Origin of the sequence: Paraburkholderia sp. UCT70, from assembly GCF_050434085.1 — a bacterium.
GTDB classification, from domain to species: Bacteria; Pseudomonadota; Gammaproteobacteria; order Burkholderiales; family Burkholderiaceae; genus Paraburkholderia; species Paraburkholderia tuberum.
On the sequence record NZ_JBNPVZ010000002.1, the window covers coordinates 1,108,377 to 1,128,682 of the forward strand.

At 64.7% G+C, this 20,306-nt stretch carries 19 protein-coding genes; 10 read left to right on the forward strand and 9 right to left on the reverse strand.

Going from position 1 to position 20,306, the window contains the following annotated elements:
• Window positions 1-119: 119 nt before the first annotated feature.
• From OKW41_RS07385 to OKW41_RS07405, 5 genes are all read right to left on the reverse strand, one after another.
• Window positions 120-1,478, reverse strand: coding sequence for an MFS transporter (locus OKW41_RS07385; protein WP_429445857.1), 1,359 nt, complete (start codon window positions 1,476-1,478; stop codon window positions 120-122).
• A 384-nt stretch (window positions 1,479-1,862) separates the two neighbouring features.
• Window positions 1,863-2,849, reverse strand: coding sequence for a M14 family metallopeptidase (locus OKW41_RS07390; protein WP_429572049.1), 987 nt, complete (start codon window positions 2,847-2,849; stop codon window positions 1,863-1,865).
• Between the two features lie 168 nt (window positions 2,850-3,017).
• On the reverse strand, window positions 3,018-3,362 hold the full coding sequence (locus OKW41_RS07395) for a GtrA family protein (RefSeq protein ID WP_429446935.1): 345 nt from the start codon (window positions 3,360-3,362) through the stop codon (window positions 3,018-3,020).
• A 76-nt stretch (window positions 3,363-3,438) separates the two neighbouring features.
• Window positions 3,439-3,858, reverse strand: coding sequence for a class I SAM-dependent methyltransferase (locus tag OKW41_RS07400; RefSeq protein WP_429573360.1), 420 nt, complete (start codon window positions 3,856-3,858; stop codon window positions 3,439-3,441).
• Window positions 3,859-3,956: 98 nt separating this feature from the next.
• Window positions 3,957-5,039: a tartrate dehydrogenase gene (locus OKW41_RS07405; RefSeq protein ID WP_429572050.1), complete on the reverse strand. Its 1,083-nt coding sequence runs from the start codon at window positions 5,037-5,039 to the stop codon at window positions 3,957-3,959.
• Between the two features lie 178 nt (window positions 5,040-5,217).
• Between OKW41_RS07405 and OKW41_RS07410 the strand changes: the two genes are divergently transcribed.
• From OKW41_RS07410 to OKW41_RS07420, 3 genes are all read left to right on the forward strand, one after another.
• Window positions 5,218-6,048 (forward strand): hypothetical protein, encoded by an 831-nt coding sequence (locus OKW41_RS07410; protein WP_429572051.1) that lies wholly within the window; start codon window positions 5,218-5,220, stop codon window positions 6,046-6,048.
• Window positions 6,049-6,060: 12 nt separating this feature from the next.
• Window positions 6,061-6,411, forward strand: coding sequence for a hypothetical protein (locus tag OKW41_RS07415; RefSeq protein ID WP_429334274.1), 351 nt, complete (start codon window positions 6,061-6,063; stop codon window positions 6,409-6,411).
• Between the two features lie 62 nt (window positions 6,412-6,473).
• Entirely contained in the window at window positions 6,474-6,899 is a 426-nt protein-coding gene (locus OKW41_RS07420; protein ID WP_429572052.1) for a hypothetical protein, read from the forward strand.
• A gap of 6 nt (window positions 6,900-6,905) precedes the next feature.
• Here the strand turns inward: OKW41_RS07420 and prpR are convergent, their stop codons facing one another.
• The gene (gene prpR, locus OKW41_RS07425; protein WP_429572053.1) at window positions 6,906-8,864 is read right to left on the reverse strand and encodes a propionate catabolism operon regulatory protein PrpR; all 1,959 of its coding nucleotides are present in this window, start codon (window positions 8,862-8,864) and stop codon (window positions 6,906-6,908) included.
• Between the two features lie 236 nt (window positions 8,865-9,100).
• Here prpR and prpC point away from each other — a divergent pair, with 236 nt between their 5' ends.
• The 5 genes from prpC (at window position 9,101) to OKW41_RS07450 (ending at window position 16,274) form a co-directional block, all read left to right on the forward strand.
• Window positions 9,101-10,270, forward strand: a complete 1,170-nt coding sequence (gene prpC / locus OKW41_RS07430; RefSeq protein ID WP_429572054.1) for a bifunctional 2-methylcitrate synthase/citrate synthase — start codon at window positions 9,101-9,103, stop codon at window positions 10,268-10,270.
• Window positions 10,271-10,382: 112 nt separating this feature from the next.
• A complete protein-coding gene (gene acnD, locus OKW41_RS07435) occupies window positions 10,383-12,980 on the forward strand; it encodes a Fe/S-dependent 2-methylisocitrate dehydratase AcnD (protein ID WP_429572055.1) in 2,598 nt (865 codons plus the stop codon).
• A gap of 106 nt (window positions 12,981-13,086) precedes the next feature.
• Window positions 13,087-14,274, forward strand: a complete 1,188-nt coding sequence (gene prpF, locus OKW41_RS07440; RefSeq protein ID WP_429572056.1) for a 2-methylaconitate cis-trans isomerase PrpF — start codon at window positions 13,087-13,089, stop codon at window positions 14,272-14,274.
• 10 nt (window positions 14,275-14,284) lie between these two features.
• Complete coding sequence (locus tag OKW41_RS07445) at window positions 14,285-14,899, forward strand: class I SAM-dependent methyltransferase (RefSeq protein WP_429572057.1); 615 nt, start codon at window positions 14,285-14,287, stop codon at window positions 14,897-14,899.
• A gap of 133 nt (window positions 14,900-15,032) precedes the next feature.
• Window positions 15,033-16,274: an MFS transporter gene (locus OKW41_RS07450; RefSeq protein ID WP_187631527.1), complete on the forward strand. Its 1,242-nt coding sequence runs from the start codon at window positions 15,033-15,035 to the stop codon at window positions 16,272-16,274.
• A 13-nt stretch (window positions 16,275-16,287) separates the two neighbouring features.
• Here OKW41_RS07450 and copM read toward each other — a convergent pair whose 3' ends face one another.
• Complete coding sequence (gene copM, locus OKW41_RS07455; protein WP_429445874.1) at window positions 16,288-16,683, reverse strand: CopM family metallochaperone; 396 nt, start codon at window positions 16,681-16,683, stop codon at window positions 16,288-16,290.
• A 190-nt stretch (window positions 16,684-16,873) separates the two neighbouring features.
• Here copM and OKW41_RS07460 point away from each other — a divergent pair, with 190 nt between their 5' ends.
• A complete protein-coding gene (locus tag OKW41_RS07460) occupies window positions 16,874-17,188 on the forward strand; it encodes an antibiotic biosynthesis monooxygenase family protein (protein WP_429572058.1) in 315 nt (104 codons plus the stop codon).
• A 128-nt stretch (window positions 17,189-17,316) separates the two neighbouring features.
• Window positions 17,317-18,324, forward strand: coding sequence for a zinc-dependent alcohol dehydrogenase family protein (locus OKW41_RS07465; protein ID WP_429572059.1), 1,008 nt, complete (start codon window positions 17,317-17,319; stop codon window positions 18,322-18,324).
• 49 nt (window positions 18,325-18,373) lie between these two features.
• On the opposite strand, the gene OKW41_RS07470 is transcribed toward OKW41_RS07465, so the two are convergent.
• A complete protein-coding gene (locus tag OKW41_RS07470) occupies window positions 18,374-18,997 on the reverse strand; it encodes an ABC transporter ATP-binding protein (RefSeq protein ID WP_429572060.1) in 624 nt (207 codons plus the stop codon).
• A 128-nt stretch (window positions 18,998-19,125) separates the two neighbouring features.
• Window positions 19,126-19,974, reverse strand: coding sequence for a shikimate dehydrogenase family protein (locus OKW41_RS07475; protein WP_429572061.1), 849 nt, complete (start codon window positions 19,972-19,974; stop codon window positions 19,126-19,128).
• Window positions 19,975-20,306: the final 332 nt, after the last annotated feature.

Below are 20,306 nucleotides of genomic sequence, written 5' to 3' on the forward strand. Positions count from 1 at the left end.
CGAGAGATTCCAGGCGCTCAGTGAAATAAAAAGCCGCCCTGCGATTCGCAGGGCGGCTTCCGGGTCACCACTCGGTCGAACCGTTACCGGTCCGCTGGCGCGCACATTTCATTGCACGCTCAATGGCCGAACGACTCCGTCTTCGACGCACCCGCTTCCGCCGCCTGCGGCCGTGCCGCCTGCTTGATCAGCAGCGCGACGCACGACAGCAGACCCGCCACCGCGATCGTCGCGAAGATGCCGCCGAACGAGAAGTGGCGGCGCGCCAACTCGGCTACGAGGAACGAACCCGCAATGCCGCCGAAGCGGCCGACGCCAAGCATCCACGCGACGCCCGTGCCGCGGCCCACGGTCGGGTAGAACGCGGCGGCGAGCGCCGGCATCGACGATTGCGCGGTGTTCATCAGCACGCCGGCAATGAACACGATCAGCACGAGCGCGCCGACGTTGCCGGCCGCCTGACCGATGAAGTACACGCTGACGGCGGTCAGTGCATAGCACACCGCAATGACGCGGTTCGCGTTGAAGCGGTCCATCAGCACGCCGGCCACTACCGCGCCGACGCCGCCGAGCGGGAACAGAGCGGAGATCAGCGTCGCGCGTTGCGGCGTGAGGCCGGCGTCCTTCAGCAGGATCGGCATCCAGTTGATCGATGCGTAGAAGATCACGAGACCCATGAAGTACGCGAGCCACAGCATCACCGAACCGACGATGTACGAGCGCGACAGCACGACGCCGAGCCCCTTGCCGCCGGTTTGCGGCGCGGTTTCGGTCATCGTGAAACCGACGGCCTGCACCGCGTCGCCGGAAATGCGCGCGAGAGCGGCGCGAATCCGCTCGGCCGGCTTGTTATTCGCGACCATGTAGCGGACCGACTCTGGCATCTTCGCGAGCAACAGCAGCAACAGCAGCAGCGGCGTGACGCCGCCGAGGATCAGCACACTGCGCCAGCCCAGATGCGGAATCATCCACGCGGCGAGGAAGCCGCCGAACGCGGCGCCGAGCGGGAAGCCACAGAACATCAGGTTGATCACGGTGGCGCGGCGGTTGTCCGGGCAGTACTCGCCCATCATCGTGACCGCGTTCGGCATCGCGGCGCCGAGGCCGACGCCGGTGACGAAGCGCAGCACGGTCAGTTGGTCGATGCCGGTCGAAAACGCCGACGCGAGGCAGGCGACGCCGAACAGCAGCACCGAGCCGACCAGCATCGAGCGACGCCCGAGGCGGTCGGACAACGGACCCGAGCCGAGCGCGCCGCACGCGAGGCCGAACAGCGCGGCGCTCAGCACCGGCGCGAGCGCGGGCTTGTTGATACCCCATTCGGTGATCAGTGAAGGCGCGATGAAGCCGATCGCAGCAGTGTCAAAACCGTCCAGCAGGACGATGATGAAGCACATGAAAAAGATCAGCCATTGGAACGGCGAAAACGGATGCTCGTTGATGAAGGTTTGAACGTTCACAGCGGGGCTGCGGTTCATGATGGTCTCCTGGCAGCGAAAGGCCCGACACGACGAGCTATTCTTCTCTAAGACTGTACGCCGTCTGGCAACGGCGTACGATGCCTGCGGCGGGCCAACTGGCCATTCACCGGCAATGAATCATCCCGGACGGATCGGTTTGACGGAATCGCGTCGGGCGAGGGAATTTGTTCGAATAAAGAACTGTGATTCTCTATGCGAACGCGCGCCACTGTAAGGAATGAAATCGATGCGGTCAACGGGGGAATACCCGAGCTTCGCAGTGGCGGACGTGCCCGCCGATGCGTGGGAGGCGGCGCGCTGCAATAGGGCCGCAGAAAGGACGAGGCGCGCCAAGCTCAACGCGCCAAAACAACCGGCGAACGGCGTCGAGACATCAGCCCGTCAGGCCGTCACCCCGGGATTGGCCACCGTCCGCTCGATTCGCCCCAGCCGGACCACCGTCACACCGGGGCGTAACTGCCGCAGCGACGGCATCACGAGCATGCAGTTGTCGTAGGGGGTGCGCACCTCTTCGCCGTTCGACCAGCCGATCAGGGCGCCCGCCTCGGCGAAAACCTCGAGGCCGGTGTACGCCGCGGCGAAGCTGAAGTCCATGCTGGTCGCGACGACCGGCTGTGTCACGCGCACGATGTTCTGCTCGGGCGGCAATGGCGCGAGCCATCCAGGCGGCAGATCCGCTTCGTCGATCACGCCGGCCAGCAGCAGGAAGCGCGCGGTCGTATCGCGCGCGACCGCCACCGCACGGCGCTCCCAATGCTGGCCGCATTCGATCAGCAGCGCGTTCTTCGGGCTCGCGGCATCGCCGAACCCTTCGTAGTCGCGCATGCGGCGGCCTTCGGGATGCCCTTCGTCGCAGATCACCGTGGCGGGCGTACCGAGCCGCACCGCGAGGTCGATGCCTTTTTGCAGCGGTCCCGCGACTATCAGCGGCTTGCACCGCTCGTGCATCGAATGCAGGTCGAGCAGCGCGTCGACCGTATCGATCACCGGGCGCATCGCACGCGCGCGCTGCAGTTCGCTCGACCTGCGCGACGTGTCGTCGAGCACCGCCGCCGTCCACACGCGGTTGAAGTCCTGATCGACGAAGCGCGCGGCGTCCGGATTCGCCGGATCGAAGCGCCGGTACGCGGCGACGTTCGCGAACGACAGCGTGAGCTGTCCGCGTCGCGGCCGCAGCGCGCGTCGCAGCAGATCGTCGACGACGATCGCGCCGCACACTTCGTTGCCGTGCGTGAGCGCGTTGATCATCACGTGCGGGCCGGGCACGCCCGAATCGAACGTGTGGACGTATGCAACGCCCGACGACGATGGCTCGTGCGGCGCGATATCGGGAAATGCGACTTCGATCGGATAGGCTTCTCGGCTCATGGCGGCGTCCTCGGTGAATGGCATTGGTAATCTTTTCGTAAGACGTTGTTATTCCTGGCGCCTTCCGCAAAAGATAGTAAATGTTCTTCCGACATGTGCTTACCGTATCCCGCCACGTCGACAAAATCGTGAACAGATATCAATGACGTGCGGATACGAGGCGCATTTTCAGCGTGCGCGCCCGCGCATCGCCCAATACCGGTTGCCGAGAAAGCCCACGATCACGTAGACGGGAATGCCGCACAGTTGCGCGAGATAGGGCGCGTGCGTGAGATGCAACACCGAAACCATCGTCGCGAGATTGGCCAGGTACGAGATCAGCACGACGATCAGAAAGCGGATGGCGGTGTGCCGCGTGGCCTCCGTCCTGAACGTGAACCTGCTGTTGAGCGCGAAGCTCAGTCCCACACCCATCGCGTAGCCGACTATGTTGGCAACTACAGGAATCGCGCCCGCCGCTTGCACGATAAAGATGATGGCGGCCGAGATCACCGTATTGAGGCCGCCAACCAGAAGTTACTTGATGAACTGGCGAAGAGGTTCGGTACGCGATGCTGTCGTGCGTAGACTGTTCATCGAATGGCCGCCTTCATGCGGCGCTCGCGTCGACGGCGTATTGGGCGCGGAGCGGAACATGGGTCAGATATTTTTCGAGTGGACGCAGTTTGGCCAGCATGTGAGGAATGAAAATCCGGAAGCGCACGACAACGTCGGAAAAGCCTGCATCGAGGCACGCCCGCTTCATGTTGCGCGCGGTGATCAGTTTGGCGTTCACATCGAACTCGCAGGTGTTGACCGCCCTGACGGTCAGCGGGTTCAGCGGATTATGCTCGAAGATGACGACCGTACCCCGCGGACCCACGACGCGTTTCAGTTCGCCCAACAAATCAACATGCTCGGCGTGATCGATATGATGGAACACGCACATCGCATAGGCGAGATTGAATTCGCCCTGCTCGAAAGGCAGCGTGTGGCCGTCGAGCGCTCTACGAGCGGCGCAACTGTCGATAGCGGCGCATCCGGCGTTGTGCCGTCATCCCTTCATGTCGAACGATCGGCGGCCAGGCATTCGCAGCGCGCTTTGATGGGCCTGGCGCGCCGTTCATATCAGGCGAGTTTTGCCGCGATCGCCTCGCCGACTTCGCTCGTGCTTGCTTTACCGCCGAGGTCGCCGGTGTGCGGACCCTCGATCAGCGTCGCCTCGATCGCCTTCAGGATCGCGTCGTGCGCTTCGCGCTCCTTGCCGCTCGAATGACCGAGGAAGTCGAGCATCATCGCGGCCGACCAGATCATCGCGATCGGATTCGCGATGTGCTTGCCGGCGATATCGGGTGCCGAGCCGTGCACCGGCTCGAACAGCGACGGAAACTTGCGGTCCGGATTCAGGTTGCCCGACGGCGCGAGGCCGATCGTGCCCGTGCACGCGGGGCCGAGATCGGACAGGATGTCGCCGAACAGATTGGTCGCGACGACCACGTCGAAACGGTCCGGGTTCAGGACGAAACGCGCGCACAGGATGTCGATGTGCTGCTTGTCCCACGTGACGTCCGGATACTGCGCGGCGATGCCGGCCGCGCATTTGTCCCACCACGGCATGCTGATCGCGATGCCGTTGCTCTTCGTTGCGACGGTGATTTGCTTGCGCGCGCGGCGCTGCGCGAGATCGAACGCGAACTTCAGCAGGCGCTCGCTGCCATGCCGCGTAAACACCGACTCCTGCAGCACGAACTCGCGCTCGGTGCCTTCGAACATCACGCCGCCCACTGACGAATACTCACCCTCGGTGTTCTCGCGCACGATCCAGAAGTCGATGTCGCCGGCCTTGCGTCCCGCGAGCGGCGAGGGAACGCCCGCAAAGAGCCGTGCGGGCCGCAGATTCACATACTGGTCGAATTCGCGGCGAAACTTCAGCAGCGACCCCCACAGCGAGATGTGATCGGGCACGGTGTCGGGCCAGCCGACCGCGCCGAACAGGATCGCATCGGCCGATTGCACTTGCGCTTTCCAGTCGTCCGGCATCATCTTGCCGTGCTTCGCGTAGTAGTCGCAGCTCGCCCATTCGATGTGCCGATATTCGAGCTCGATGCCGAAGCGTTTCGTCGCGACTTCGAGTACGCGCAGCGCTTCGGGCATTACCTCGACGCCGATGCCGTCGCCGGGGATGACGGCAATCCGGTATTTGTTCGACATGGTGGGCTTCTCCTTTGAAGAATTGGGCTGGGGATGTGGTGGCGGTTATTTTATTCGTGGTGCATTCGTTCATGCCGTGCCAGGCGCGGCGTGCCCCTCCTGCAAGGCTTAACCAGGGGGGTTTTTGGGATGGTACCTTGATGCACAATCGGGCCTCCTTTATTGACTGTGAGGCACGATGACTTCACTTTCCCTGGGTTCTTACCATGAGGTCCGTGAAAGGCGGCACGGACATCTCTTCTCGGTCAGCCTCTACAGATCGTTCAACCTTCACATCAGGTCTCGCTGGCTGTTTGACGTGGATCGGTGGTTCCATTTTGCATTGCCGGCGAGCACAGCCCGCGAAGCACACGATGACATTGTGCAGGGCATGGAGGAAGCGCGCGCGGCGTGGCTGCAACATAGCCCATCCGTGCTGCTGTCGCACCAGTCATACGAGTTACGCGATATGCTCGGCCGGAGTGACAACCGCTTTTATATGTACAGGATGAAAGACGATGAGGTTGCCAAAGCCCTGTACAACGAAGTGAAGGACGGTAGCCTGATCTTCGTCCCTGAACGGGACGAGATGCTCAAGTGCGTGCAGGCGATACGGGAGCAGCGGGAAAAGGCGTCCCGGTCAAGCCCCGTGTGCGCGCGGCAACCGAACGACGCAGACATGCTCAGGTCCCTCTATGGCAACAGCCCCCGGGTGCCGCAGAATGCCGGTACGCCGTCGTATTCTCCCCGTGTTGGTTCGTTAGGCGAAGCTCAGCCGTTTGAGTACAGCGAGGACATTCCCACGGGCGGTGAAATGCAAACGGCATGGCTTCCCTCAGAAGGAGGGTCACCTAACCAATGGGTCGAAAACACATCGGGCAAGAAACAATGGCGCTTATATGACGGAGACGGTAACGCGGCCGTCGATATTGATTTCGGTCACGATCACGGGTTTGGCGTTCCACACTCCCATAATTGGGAAAATGGCGTTAGAGATAAGGGAAATGCATTTTCGCTGCTACCTTGGTAAAGGATTTTTTTGATGGACAAACTCAAGGAATTTGGTTACTTCCACGACTGGTATATCAACGCTCTCGTGGTTCGGGATAAGCATAAACTTATTGTCATGTTGGAGGATGAAGGGAAGCGAGCGACGGCAACTTTTAGCGGAACCAGTCGCTGCACCGTTGAACATTTCAGCGTGTCCAATAACATCGTCTTTGAGATGAAGATCCTCACGCCGGGGGACACGAATTACGATCTCGCCCGCGCCATGCTCTCTAAAAGCGAGCGGTTTTCGAAGACGCCGGGGTCTCAAGTAGCGCTAGTCCTCGCAACGGCCGGCGCGGAGCTAGCTGTGGAATTTGAGACGCTCGAGATCGACGCTGAGTAGGCGATTCGACTCGTGAATCTGCGACTACGGGAATCGGCGCCTTTCGGGAAGCAGTGGCCGTGATGCTAAAACCACTGTACCCGGCGCTAGTAATTTGCCTGATTGCGACCTCCTGCTCTGCCGCCGGGCTCACGGCCACCCCGTCATCATTCAACGGAAAATGGACCGTCACCGATGTGGTCGGATACAGCGATGTTTCGGGCGGAATACCCGAGGCAAAACGACTGCTCGGCAAGGTGCTGAGCATATCGACTGGGCAGATCGAATTCGCAGGCGAGCGCTGTCGTCCGCACGGCGGTTTCAACGTCCGCACCGTCAATACCGCGCCGAAGCTCAAGGACTATTACGGTATCAACCTCGAAGATACGGGCTTGCCCCCGAAGACCCTACTGCTGGACAGCGACAATTGCGCGGCCGTATTCCGCATGGATGCGCATCGCGTCGTATTCGGTTGGGACGGCGTGATCGTGCGGGCAGTGAAACCGTAACCATCTCTACCGCCCCGCATTCAACTTGCGCCACAACGTCGTCTTGCTGATGCCCAATGCGGCGCAAGCCGCATCGCGATCGCCCTCGTGGGCCGCGAGCACCGCGCGGATTTCATCGGCCTCGACATGACGGCTGCGCTCGCGCAGCGTCAGCGCCGCCGGCTTCGCGCGCGCGATGGGCTCGACGACTTCCGGCGCGATCGCGCGCAGCATGTCGCGCGTGACGAGCGCCGCACTCGCATCCGTGTCCGCATCGCCATCGGCGAGTTCAACCGCGATCCGCTCGATCACGTTCTGCAACTCGCGCACATTGCCCGGCCACGCATAGCGCCGCAACGCCGCGCCCAAACCCTCCAGCATGCGAGCGGCGGTCTGCGCGTCGGGCACGCGCGCCGCCAGCCTCGGCTCGCGCGCGGCCGCCTGGCGCAACAGTTCGGCGGCGAGCGGCAGCAGGTCATTCGGCCGCTCGCGCAGCGGCGGTAGCGCGATGCTGAGGATGTTGAGCCGGTAGTACAGATCGGCACGGAAACTGTCCTCTGCGACGGCGTCGGTCAGCGCGCGATGCGTCGCCGCGACGATGCGGATATCGACGCGCATCGGCTCCGTCGATCCGAGCCGCACCACCTCGCGCTCCTGCAACACGCGCAACAGGCGGCTTTGCAACGGCAACGGCATCTCGCCGATCTCGTCGAGAAACAGCGTGCCGCGATGCGCGACCTCGATCAGCCCCGCCTTGCCGCCCTTGCGCGCGCCGGTGAACGCGCCTTCCTCGTAGCCGAATAGCTCGCTTTCGAGCAGCGCCTCCGGAAACGCGCCGCAATTGATCGCGACGAACGCGAAGTCGCGTCGCGCGCTCCGTTGATGCATGCTCTGCGCGACCATCTCCTTGCCAGTGCCGCTTTCGCCGAGAATCAGCACGGTCGCGTCCGACCTCGCATAACGCGCGACGAGCGCGCGCACCCGTTCGATCGATTCCGACGCGCCGACGATATCGTCGAGCCGGTAGCGCGCGGTGAACTGCTGCACGCGTTGACGCGCGCGCAGCGTCCGATCGAGCCGTTCGACCGCGCGCGATTCCTGAAACGTCAGCACGGTGCCCGGCGCCGCGCCGCTGCTTGCGAGCGGCCCGCGATGCACGACATAGCTGGCGCCGCGCACTGTGCAGAAGCTGTCGCCCTCCGGGTCCGGCAGACTGCCCGCGAGGTCGGGCGCGAGTTCGAGCAGCGCGCGGCCGACGGCCTTTGCCGCATCGATACCGAGCACGCTCGCGAGCCGCTGGTTCATCAGTTCGACGCGGCCTTGCGCATCGAGCGCGACCACGCCGTCGCGCAGGTGCTGCAGCAGCGTGTCGAGCCGCTGGCGTCGCACGGTTTCGTGGCGCGTCGCCTGCGCGACTTCGAGCGCGGTGTCGAAACCGGCCCGCACCGACGCGCGCGAGTACAGAAACACCGCGCCCATGCCGGCGCTCGCGGCGAGGTCGGTGACCATGCCTGGGCCGACCACGACGTCGATGCCACGATCGCTGAGATCGAGCACGACGCTCTCCGCGTCCTGCGCCGACTGATACGACGCGAACGTGACATCGAGCGCGTACGCGGCGGCGAACCGCCGCACTTCGTCGGGCGTGTCGCCGTGCGTGACGAGCGCGACGCGCGCGCCTTCCCGACGCGCGCGGGCGAGCGCATGCATGACGTCGTAGCCGGTCGGACTGATCCGCACGACCGGCACCGACACGCGCGTCTTCAGATACGCGCCGTTCGAGCCGCCCGCGAGCACGACGTCGGGCCGCGCGGCGCCCGCGGCCTCGATTTCGCGCACCGCGTCTTCGAACGCGTGCGACACGATGCGAACATCCGCGCGTTCCACGTATTCGCCGGCGATGTCGAAGAACAGATCGCGCAGGCGGCTAATGCTGAGCGCCCAGACGCGCGGACGCTGCGGCGGTTCATAAAGAGGCGTGCTCAAGGCGGACGGCTCGCAACGGGATGGTTCGGGACCTCCATTATGCGAGCATTCATTGCCGATTTGAAATCCGGAGTTTCATTAATGAAATCAAGCGTCGGACGGGTCGCATCATCGCTTCGCCGGACTCCCGCCAAATCAGGCACTTAGCTGGCGGTGTGCGGGCTGGCCCGTTCTTTGCGTACAAGGCAGCCCAGTCGAAGCAATGGCCAAATTCCAACCCTTTCTGGAGACAATCGATGAGCGAAGCAGACAACAGCAGGCCGAACGCAGGCGCTTTCAAACCGAAAAAATCCGTCGCGCTGTCGGGCGTCACCGCTGGCAACACCGCGCTGTGCACGGTCGGCAAGACCGGCAACGATCTGCACTATCGCGGCTATGACATTCTCGACATCGCCGAGGCGTGCGAATTCGAGGAGATCGCTTATCTGCTGGTTCACGGCAAGCTGCCGACGCAGGCCGAACTGACCGCGTACAAGACGAAGCTGAAGTCGATGCGCGGCCTGCCCGCCAACGTGAAAGCCGCGCTCGAATGGATTCCGGCCGCCGCGCATCCGATGGACGTGATGCGCACCGGCGTGTCGGTGCTCGGCACCGTGCTGCCCGAGAAAGACGATCACAATCTGCCCGGCGCGCGCGATATCGCCGACAAGCTGATGGCCTCGCTCGGCTCGATGCTGCTGTACTGGTATCACTACTCGCACAACGGCAAGCGCATCGAGGTCGAAACCGACGACGATTCGATCGGCGGGCATTTCCTGCATCTGCTGCATGGCGTCGAGCCGTCGAAGGCGTGGGTCGACGCGATGCACGTGTCGCTGAACCTGTACGCGGAGCACGAGTTCAACGCGTCGACGTTCACCGGCCGCGTGATCGCGGGCACGGGCTCGGACATGTACTCGGCGGTCACCGGCGCGATCGGCGCGCTGCGCGGCCCGAAACACGGCGGCGCCAATGAAGCCGCGTTCGAAATCCAGTCGCGCTACCAGACGCCTGACGAAGCCGAAGCCGACATCCGCCGCCGCGTCGAGAACAAGGAAGTCGTGATCGGCTTTGGCCATCCGGTCTACACGATCTCGGACCCGCGCAACAAGATCATCAAGGAAGTCGCGAAGAAGCTGTCGAAGGAAGCGGGCAACACGAAACTGTTCTCGATCGCCGAGCGGCTCGAATCGGTGATGTGGGACGCAAAGAAGATGTTCCCGAACCTCGACTGGTTCAGCGCGGTGTCGTATCACATGATGGGCGTGCCGACCGCGATGTTCACGCCGCTGTTCGTGATCTCGCGTACGGCAGGATGGAGCGCGCACATCATCGAACAGCGCGTCGACAACAAGATCATCCGTCCGAGCGCGAATTACACCGGTCCGGACGATCTGCCGTTCGTGCCGCTGGCGAAGCGCGTTTGACGCGAGCAGCGAGCTAAACTGCCTGCACTGTCCAACCGGCCGCGCGCGAGAAGCGCCGCCGGGCGCCGCCGGCATACCGTCCGGCGGCCGATAACCGTCCTGTCCCTACGTCATGAATACTGCCAACCGCAAACGCCTTCCGGGCACCGAGCTCGACTTCTTCGATACGCGTGCCGCGGTCGACAAGATCGAGCCCGGCGCCTACGACAAGCTGCCGTACACGTCACGCGTGCTCGCCGAAAACCTGGTGCGCCGCTGCGACCCGGTGACGCTGACCGCTTCGCTGAAACAGATCATCGAGCGCAAGCGCGAGCTCGATTTTCCGTGGTTCCCGGCGCGCGTCGTGTGCCACGACATTCTCGGCCAGACCGCGCTCGTCGATCTGGCGGGTCTGCGCGATGCGATCGCCGCGCAAGGCGGCGATCCGGCGCTCGTGAATCCGGTGGTGCCGACGCAACTTGTCGTCGATCACTCGCTGGCCGTTGAGTGCGGCGGTTTCGATCCGGACGCGTTCGCGAAGAATCGCGCGATCGAGGATCGCCGCAACGAAGACCGCTTCGATTTCATCAACTGGACCAAGCGCGCGTTCCGCAACGTCGACGTGATTCCGCCGGGCAACGGTATCCTGCATCAGATCAACCTCGAACGCATGAGCCCGGTCGTGCAGGTGAAGGACGGTGTCGCGTTTCCCGACACGCTGGTCGGCACCGACTCGCATACGCCGATGGTCGATGCGCTCGGCGTGATCGCGATCGGCGTCGGCGGCCTCGAAGCGGAAAGCGTGATGCTCGGCCGCGCGTCGTACATGCGGCTGCCCGATATCGTCGGCGTGGAGCTGAGCGGCAAGCCGGGCGAGGGCATTACCGCGACCGACGTGGTTCTGTCATTGACCGAGTTCTTGCGCAAAGAGAAGGTGGTCGGCGCGTACCTCGAGTTTTACGGCGAGGGCGCGGCGAATTTGACCTTGGGCGATCGCGCGACGATCGCGAACATGGCGCCCGAGTTCGGCGCGACCGCCGCGATGTTCTATATCGACGAGCAGACGATCCGCTATCTGAAGCTGACCGGCCGCGACGACGAACTCGTCAAACTCGTGGAAACGTATGCGAAGCACACCGGCTTGTGGGCCGATACGCTGAAGCACGCCGAATACGAGCGCGTGCTCAAGTTCGATCTGTCGAGCGTGGTGCGCACGCTCGCGGGGCCGTCGAATCCGCATCGCCGCTTGCCGGTGTCGGAGCTGGCCGCGCGCGGCGTCAGCGGCAAGGTCGAGAACGAGCCCGGTCTGATGCCGGACGGCGCGGTGATCATCGCCGCGATCACGAGCTGCACCAACACGAACAATCCGCGCAACATGATCGCGGCGGGCCTCGTCGCACGCAACGCGAACCGGCGTGGACTCGTGCGCAAGCCGTGGGTCAAGAGCTCGCTCGCGCCGGGCTCGAAGGCTGTCACGCTGTATCTGGAAGAGGCGGGGCTCTTGCCTGAACTCGAACAGCTCGGCTTCGGCGTGGTCGCGTATGCGTGCACGTCGTGCAACGGCATGTCCGGTGCGTTGGACCCGGTGATCCAGAAGGAGGTGATCGAGCGCGATCTGTATGCGACCGCCGTGCTGTCGGGCAACCGCAACTTCGACGGCCGGATCCACCCCTACGCGAAGCAGGCTTTTCTCGCGTCGCCGCCGCTGGTCGTCGCCTATGCGATCGCGGGTACGATCCGCTTCGACATCGAGAAGGACGTGCTCGGCGTCGATGCGGACAGTCATGCGGTCACGCTGAAAGATCTGTGGCCGTCGGATGCGGAGATCGATGCGATCGTCGCCGCGAGCGTGAAGCCCGAGCAATTCCGCAAAGTGTATGAACCGATGTTCGCGGTCTCCCCCGACACCGGCGCGAAGGCCGACCCGCTGTACGACTGGCGCGAAGAAAGCACCTATATTCGCCGTCCGCCGTACTGGGAAGGCGCGCTCGCCGGCGAGCGAACGCTGAAGGGTATGCGCGCGTTGGCCGTGCTCGGCGACAACATCACGACGGACCACCTGTCGCCGTCGAACGCGATTCTGCCCGACAGCGCGGCCGGCGAATACCTGACGAAAATGGGCCTGCCCGAAGAGGACTTCAATTCGTACGCGACGCACCGCGGCGATCACTTGACCGCGCAGCGCGCGACCTTCGCGAACCCGACGCTGAAGAACGAGATGGTGGTCGAGAACGGCCAGGTGAAGGCCGGTTCGCTCGCGCGCATCGAGCCCGAGGGCAAGGTCACGCGCATGTGGGAAGCGATCGAAACGTATATGGAGCGCAAGCAGCCGCTGATCGTGATCGCGGGCGCCGACTATGGCCAGGGTTCGTCGCGCGACTGGGCCGCGAAGGGCGTGCGGCTGGCCGGCACCGAAGCGATCGTTGCGGAAGGCTTCGAGCGGATTCACCGCACGAACCTCGTCGGCATGGGCGTGTTGCCGCTCGAATTCAAGCCGGGCGTGAATCGCCTGACGCTCGGCATCGACGGCACCGAGACGTTCGACGTGATCGGCGAGCGCAAGCCGCGCGCCGATCTGACGCTGGTGATTCATCGCCGCAACGGCGAGCGCGTCGAAGTGCCGGTGACGTGCCGGCTCGATACGGCCGAAGAGGGGTCGATCTACGAAGCCGGTGGCGTGCTGCAGCGTTTCGCGCAGGACTTTCTCGAGTCGACCAGAGCGGCGGCTTGACGGGTAGACGCGCGTTTTGCAGTGAACGTCGCAACAGACCAGGGCGATGCGGCTTGACGGGCCGCATCGCCCTTCATCAAAGAACATGTCACCTCAGGACACCTTCATGGCCCAACTTCCCCAGATCAAGATTCCGGCCACCTATATGCGCGGCGGCACCAGCAAGGGCGTGTTTTTCCGTCTGCAGGATCTGCCCGAGACCGCGCAGCGACCGGGCGCCGGGCGCGACGCGCTGCTGATGCGCGTGATCGGCAGTCCCGATCCGTACGGCAAGCAGATCGACGGCATGGGCGGCGCAACGTCGAGCACCAGCAAGACCGTGATCGTTTCGCGCAGCAGCCGGCCCGATCACGACGTCGACTATCTGTTCGGTCAGGTGTCGATCGACAAGGCGTTCGTCGACTGGAGCGGCAATTGCGGCAACCTGTCGGCCGCGGTGGGGCCGTTCGCGATCAGCGCGGGCCTCGTCGATGCGGGCCGCGTGCCGCGTGACGGTGTCGCGATCGTGCGTATCTGGCAGGCTAATATCGGCAAGACGATCATCGCGCACGTGCCGATGAGCGATGGCGCGGTGCAGGAAACCGGCGACTTCGAGCTCGACGGCGTGACCTTCCCGGCCGCCGAAGTGCCGCTCGAATTCATGGACCCGGCCGCCGACGAAGAAGGCGCGGGCGGGGCGATGTTCCCGACTGGCAACCTCGTCGACGACCTGGAAGTGCCGGGCGTCGGCACTTTGAAGGCGACGATGATCAACGCGGGCATCCCGACGATCTTCGTCGACGCCGAGGCGATCGGCTACAAGGGCACCGAGTTGCAGGACGCGATCAACAGCGACGCGAATGCGCTCGCGATGTTCGAGACGATTCGCGCGCATGGCGCGCTGCGCATGGGGCTGATCAAACATCTGGACGAGATCGCGACGCGGCAGCACACGCCGAAGGTCGCGTTCGTCGCGAAGCCGGTGGACTACGTGGCGTCGAGCGGCAAGCCGGTGCGCGCGGGCGACGTCGATCTGCTGGTGCGCGCGATGTCGATGGGCAAGCTGCATCACGCGATGATGGGCACGGCGGCGGTCGCGATCGGCACCGCGGCGGCGATCGCGGGCACGCTCGTCAATCAGGCGGCGGGCGGCGGCGAGCGTGAGTCGGTGCGCTTCGGGCATCCGTCGGGCAGGTTGCGCGTCGGCGCGCAGGCGAGTCAGAAGGACGGCGAGTGGGTCGTCACGAAGGCGATCATGAGCCGCAGCGCGCGCGTGTTGATGGAGGGGTGGGTCAGGGTGCCGCGGCAGGGCTGAGGCGGCGCCGATGTCGGCCAACGTCAGCGGCACGGAAGGCTACGTAGAGCAGGCCGCCGCGCTGATCGAACGATGGCGGACGCTGTCGTTCGGCGATCGGCATCGGCCGATTCTCGACTGGATACCGCAGGCGCCGTCGCGCATCGTCGATATCGGCGCGGGCATCGGCACGGATGCGGCCGCGCTCGCGGCGATGGGGCATACGGTGCTCGCGGTCGAACCGGTCGACGCATTGCGCAACGCGGCGCGCGAGCTGCATGCGTCGACGCGCATCGAATGGCTCGACGACAGCCTGCCTGATCTCGCTCTCGTGCTAGCGAAGCCGAAGCGCACCGCTTTCGACCTCGTCATGCTCACCGCCGTCTGGATGCATCTCGATGCGCGGCAGCGCGAACGAGCGATGCCGCGCGTCGCGTCGTTGTTGCGCGATGGCGGCGTGTTGATCATGTCGCTGCGGCATGGACCGGTTCCGGCCGGCCGCCGCATGTTCGACGTTACCGCAGATGAGACGCTCCGGCTGGCGAGCGAGCACGGCCTGCGACTCGTGCGCGAGTTGCGCACGTCGTCGGTTCAGAAGGCCAACCGCGATAGCGGCGTGACGTGGACGCGGCTCGTGTTCCGTTGACTCCCCGATCCAGGCGCGCCGCAGCCGCCGCCTTTGCCGATGCAAACCTTCGCGTCGTCTACAATGGCCGCTCCGGCCGCGCTCCCATAACCACGCCCAGCGGCCGACTCAGTCCCGACGCAGAGGAGCCACGATGCAGAACAGGCTGGACGCCGACGCAACGAAGTCCGGCGACGCGGCGCACGACATCGCGCGCGCGAGACGCGCGGTGCTCGTGATCGCGATTGCGCAATTGCTCGGTACGTCGTTGTGGTTCAGCGCGAACGGCGCGATGCGCGATCTGCAGATCGCCTGGCATCTGAGCGCGTCCGGTATCGGCTGGCTGACGAATGCGGTGCAGGCTGGCTTTATCGTCGGGACTTTGCTGTCGGCGACCACCGGACTCGCGGATCGCGTGTCGGCGAGCAAGGTGTTCGCCGTCTGCGGCGTGCTCGGCGCGACCTTGAATGCGCTGTTCGCGCTGTGCAGCAGCGGGCTCGCGTCGGCGCTCGTGTTTCGCTTCGGCGTGGGCGTCGCGCTTGCCGGCATCTATCCGCTCGGCATGAAGCTGCTCGTTACGTGGGACCCGCGCCGCGCCGCGCAGACGCTCGCGTTGCTCGTTGCGATGCTGACGCTCGGCACGGCGTCGGTGCATGCGATTCGTGCGTTGCTGTCGAGCGTGCCGTGGCAAACCGTGGTGCTCACTTCGTCGGGACTCGCGGTGATCGGCGCGCTGCTGGTGTTTGTGCTCGGCGAAGGGCCGCACGCGCGGCGCTCGGGCAGCCGACGCTTCGGTTTGTCGGCGGGCGTCGGGCAGGTCGTGCGCATCAGCGAGTTTCGCTCGGCCGCGCTCGGCTATTTCGGTCACATGTGGGAGTTGTACGCGTTCTGGACGCTGACACCGCTGCTCGTGCAGCGCGCGTTCGCGAGCGGGGCGCCGGCGGCGCCGGGCACCGTCGCATTGTGGTCGTTCCTGATCATCGCGATCGGTGCGCTCGGCTGCCTGTTCGGCGGCAGGCTCAGCCAGGTGGTCGGCAGCGCGCGTACCGCCGCTCTCGCGCTGACGATATCGGGCACGCTGTGCGCGATTTATCCGCTCACCACGGGGTTCGGCACCGCCGCGCAACTGGCGCTGCTACTCGTGTGGGGCATCAGCGTGATCGCCGATTCGCCGCAATTTTCGGCGCTGTCCGTGAAGGCCTGTCCCGCTGACAAGATCGGCGGCGCGCTGACGCTGCAGAACAGCTTCGGCTTTTTCCTGTCCGCATGCTCGATCCTGTGGTCGACCAGCGTATTTCACGCGCTCGACGTGCGCGTCGCATGGCTGCTGCTGCCTGGGCCGATCATCGGTCTGATCGCGATGTCGCCGCTGTTGCGCAAGCAGCCACGCTGGTGATGCTCGCGGTGCGTTACTTGCCGCCGTGCTTTTCCTGCCAGCGCTGCATGAACGCGATCTCGTCATGCTGCGCCTTGATGATGTTGCGCGCGAGCCGCTTGATCTCCGGGTCCTTGCCGTATTTCAACTCCGCCTGCGCCATCTCGATCGCGCCCTGGTGATGCGGGATCATGTGCGCGACGAAATCCCGGTCGGCGTCGCCGGTGTATTCGGGGGCGCTCATGTCATGCATCATGCGCTCGTCGGCGGCCTTGAAGGCCTGCGTCGATGCGCCCGCGTCGGTATGCGCCGAATCCGGCATGTCCATGCCGGGCATCCCCTGATGTTGCGCGTGAGCGGACAGTGCCGCCGCCGCGAATGCCAAACCGCCGAACACACAGAGAGCGCGCAACGCGCGAAGGTTTTTCATATTGATTTTCGGTTGTTGAAGAGGGTGGCGACGTGATCCGCGCGATTCTAACGGTCACGTCGGACATCGTGGAGCTTCCTACCGTGGTAAGGTCAAGCGGAGGCAAAGCAACGCACGCCTATAATGAAACGCGACTGGATGACCAAGCCAGCATCATTGGCAGCATCACTCACTCAACGAGGCTGACAGCATGTACATCGCGATGAACCGCTTCAAGGTGGCGCCCGGCTCCGAGGACGCCTTCGAACATCTGTGGACCACCCGCGACACCCATCTGAAAGAGGTGCCAGGCTTCGTGGAATTCCATTTGCTGAAGGGACCGCGCAAGGACGATCACGTCCTCTATTCGAGCCATACGATCTGGCGCGACCATGCATCGTTCGAGGCATGGACGAAGTCCGACGCGTTTCGTGCCGCGCATCGCAGTGCCGGTAACGAAAACCGCGTGCTGTATCTCGGCCACCCGGAATTCGAAGGCTTCGAAGTCATCCAGACCCTCAAATAACGCGGTCTCGCGCGGCGCCTGCATGCCTGTTCGCATTCGCGTGGGCATGGCGCATGCACATCCGACGCGCATCGCGCGTGGACATCGAGCTGCTCACGGCAGCGCACCACTCACCAAGGATCGAAAACATGAAAGCCGTCAGAATCGGTTCACCCGCCACAGTCGATAGCCTGCAGGTCGTCGATCTCGCCGATCCCGGTCAGCCCGAGGCCGGGCAGATTCGCGTGCGCATTCGCGCGAGTTCGTTGAACTACCACGACTACGGCGTCGTCTGCGGCAATCTGCCGGCCGAAGCGGGCCGCATCCCGATGGCCGATGGCGCGGGCGTCGTCGAAGCGGTCGGCGCAGGCGTGCGCGAATTCAAGGCCGGCGATCACGTCGTGTCTTGCTTCTTCCCACACTGGGAAAACGGTTCGCCCGCGATCGGCGATTTTGCGACCACCCCCGGCGACGGCGTCGACGGCTACGCGCGCGAAGTCGTCGTGCTGCCGAGCCACTACTTCACGCACGCGCCGGCCGGCTACAGCCACGCCGAAGCGGCGACGCTGACCACGGCGGGGCTGACCGCGTGGCGCGCGCTGGTCGTCGATGGTCAGTTGAGGGCAGGCAGCAGCGTGCTCGTGCTCGGCACCGGCGGCGTGTCGATCTTCGGCTTGCAGATGGCGAAGGCGATGGGGGCGTCGGTGATCGCGACGTCGTCGTCGAATGCGAAGCTCGCGAAGCTGCGCGAACTGGGTGCCGACCATACGATCAACTATCGCGACAATCCCGAGTGGGGCAAAGACGTGCGGCATATCACCAACGGGCGCGGCGTCGATCACGTGGTCGAGGTGGGTGGTCCCGGCACGCTGCCGCAGTCGATCACCGCATGCCGCATCGGCGGGCACATCGCGCTGATCGGCGTGCTGACCGGCCGCGCGGGTCCGGTGCCGACCGCGCATCTGATGGCGCGGCAACAGCGTCTGCAAGGGCTGATCGTCGGCAGCCGGCAGGATCAGATCGACATGGTGCGCGCGCTGGAGACCACGGGCATCAAGCCGGTGATCGATAGCACGTTCGCGCTGGACAAGCTCGCCGACGCGTTCCGGCACGAGGCATCGGGTGCGCACTTCGGCAAGATTTGTGTGGCGATCTGAGGATTCAACGCTCGCGCCCGACCCGCAGGACCCGCGGGATCGCTCTAGCTCAGATGCCCCTCGCGAGGTCCGCGAAACAGACACCCGTCGCCTCGCAGGCCTGCGTGAACCCTTCGTCGTAGTTCGTGAAAAACAGCGTGCGCGTCGTGCCGAGCGTTCTGAACAGCTCGGCGAGCACCGCGCGCGCTGACGCGTCGAGTCCGCCGGCCGGTTCGTCGGCGATCAGCACGCGGGTTTCGCCGAGCGCGGCCGCCGTCAGAAACACCTTTTTGCGGCTGCCATACGACATCTGCTCGAAACGTTTGTCCAGATGCGGCGCGAGGCCGAAGCGTTCGGCGAGCGCGAGCACGTCGTCGGTCAGCGCGGTGTGCCGCGCCGCCGCAACCTGCCGCAGATAATCGCGGCCGGTCTGATCGGGCCAGCTCATGCTGTCTTCCGGCACATACGTGAGCAGCGCTTGCGCGGCATGCGGCGCGGCGCGCAGCGAACGACCGCCGAGCCATACGTCGCCGGTGTCGGGTTCGAGCGCGCCGGCGAGGATGGCGAGCAACGTCGATTTGCCGCTGCCGGATTCATCGTTCAACGCGACGCAGCCGGACGTCGCGTCGAAGTGCAGTCCTTCGAACAGGACGCGGTCGCTATATCGCTTGCTGAGGTTGTCGAATCGAAGCATGGGTTGGCGCGCAGAGGGCGATGTGAACGCGGCGCAGGATTGCGCCACGCCTCGCGCATGCCGTGCGGGATCTTCGGCACGGCAATTTCGCGCCAGTGTAGCAGCGCGCGCCTGGTTCCTTCGCGCCGTTACGCAGACGTCGGCGTCTCCAGCAAGAACTCCACCATCCGATCACACACGCGTTCGAACATCTGCGTGCCCGTCACGGTCGGGCAACCGCGCGCGCGCGCCGCTTCGATCAGCGGCGTAAGTGGCGGTTTCGTTACGACATCGCCGACAAAAGTCGTGGCCGGCAAGCGCGCGACGTCGATCGGCAACGAATCGCCCGCGCGCATGCCGAGCGGCGACGCGTTGACGACCACGTCATACGGACTCGGGTCGAGGTCGGCCGCCGCACCGCGCGCCGTGCCTCGGCCGAGCGCATTGAGCCGTGCGGTCAGCGAGCCGGTGCGTTCGACGTCGTTGTCGCGCACGTCGAGCGAGCCGACGCCGCGCTGAATCAGCGCATGGCCGATCGCCGAGCCCGCGCCGCCCGCGCCGACCAGCAGCGCTCGCTTGCCCTGTAGTTCGCAGCCCGCCGCGACGAGCGCCGCAACGAAGCCGGTGCCGTCGAACATGCCGCCATGCCAGCCGCCATCGGCGTTGCGGCGCAGCGTGTTGACCGCGCCAAGGAACGCGGCTTCTTCGGCGAGCGTCGCGCAATAGCTCGCCGCGGTGAATTTGTGCGGCACCGTGATGATCACGCCGTCGACGTTGCGCATCGGCGCGATGCCCGCGAAAAAAGCCGGCAGATCGGCTGGCGCGACGTGCGCGGGTACCACCAGCGCATCGCGGCCGGCCGAACGGAACGCGGCGGTCACGCCGGACGGCGAGCGCACCTGCGCAATCGGATCGCCGACGATGAAATACACGCGCGTCGCGCCGCTCAGACCCGCGTCGAGCGACGCCGCGAACGAAGGGGTTTCAGCCCGCTGCATGGTCGAATCTCCTGAAATGGGTGCCCCTATGCATCGTGCCCGATGGCGGGCGCCATGTGTTGCCTGTAGTCGGCTCGAAGCGTTGCGCACGAATGCAAGCGGCGCGATCGACGGCATCACGCTGAGTCAGAACGGGCAGCAGAACGAAGAATCGGTGATGGGTGGTGTCTACCTTTGGCCCGGCATCACGCCTCGTCGCCGCGAGGCGAGTGCGGCAATCCCGCGCGACGAGCTGTTTCAGCACGCAAAGACGGGCCATATCAGTCGGCATTTCTCACGCCCGCGCCCTATTTTGAGACGCACGGTCAAGCCGCCTCCAAAAACTGCGCTAT

Coding starts and splice junctions, on each gene's coding strand:
- OKW41_RS07420 (WP_429572052.1), top strand. CDS start 6,474: ATGCTAAAACCACTGTACCCGGCGCTAGTAATTTGCCTGATTGCGACC.
- OKW41_RS07445 (WP_429572057.1), top strand. CDS start 14,285: ATGTCGGCCAACGTCAGCGGCACGGAAGGCTACGTAGAGCAGGCCGCC.
- acnD (WP_429572055.1), top strand. CDS start 10,383: ATGAATACTGCCAACCGCAAACGCCTTCCGGGCACCGAGCTCGACTTC.
- OKW41_RS07410 (WP_429572051.1), top strand. CDS start 5,218: ATGACTTCACTTTCCCTGGGTTCTTACCATGAGGTCCGTGAAAGGCGG.
- copM (WP_429445874.1), bottom strand. CDS start 16,683: ATGAAAAACCTTCGCGCGTTGCGCGCTCTCTGTGTGTTCGGCGGTTTG.
- OKW41_RS07450 (WP_187631527.1), top strand. CDS start 15,033: ATGCAGAACAGGCTGGACGCCGACGCAACGAAGTCCGGCGACGCGGCG.
- OKW41_RS07405 (WP_429572050.1), bottom strand. CDS start 5,039: ATGTCGAACAAATACCGGATTGCCGTCATCCCCGGCGACGGCATCGGC.
- OKW41_RS07465 (WP_429572059.1), top strand. CDS start 17,317: ATGAAAGCCGTCAGAATCGGTTCACCCGCCACAGTCGATAGCCTGCAG.
- prpF (WP_429572056.1), top strand. CDS start 13,087: ATGGCCCAACTTCCCCAGATCAAGATTCCGGCCACCTATATGCGCGGC.
- OKW41_RS07390 (WP_429572049.1), bottom strand. CDS start 2,849: ATGAGCCGAGAAGCCTATCCGATCGAAGTCGCATTTCCCGATATCGCG.
- OKW41_RS07475 (WP_429572061.1), bottom strand. CDS start 19,974: ATGCAGCGGGCTGAAACCCCTTCGTTCGCGGCGTCGCTCGACGCGGGT.
- OKW41_RS07415 (WP_429334274.1), top strand. CDS start 6,061: ATGGACAAACTCAAGGAATTTGGTTACTTCCACGACTGGTATATCAAC.
- OKW41_RS07385 (WP_429445857.1), bottom strand. CDS start 1,478: ATGAACCGCAGCCCCGCTGTGAACGTTCAAACCTTCATCAACGAGCAT.
- OKW41_RS07460 (WP_429572058.1), top strand. CDS start 16,874: ATGTACATCGCGATGAACCGCTTCAAGGTGGCGCCCGGCTCCGAGGAC.
- OKW41_RS07470 (WP_429572060.1), bottom strand. CDS start 18,997: ATGCTTCGATTCGACAACCTCAGCAAGCGATATAGCGACCGCGTCCTG.
- prpC (WP_429572054.1), top strand. CDS start 9,101: ATGAGCGAAGCAGACAACAGCAGGCCGAACGCAGGCGCTTTCAAACCG.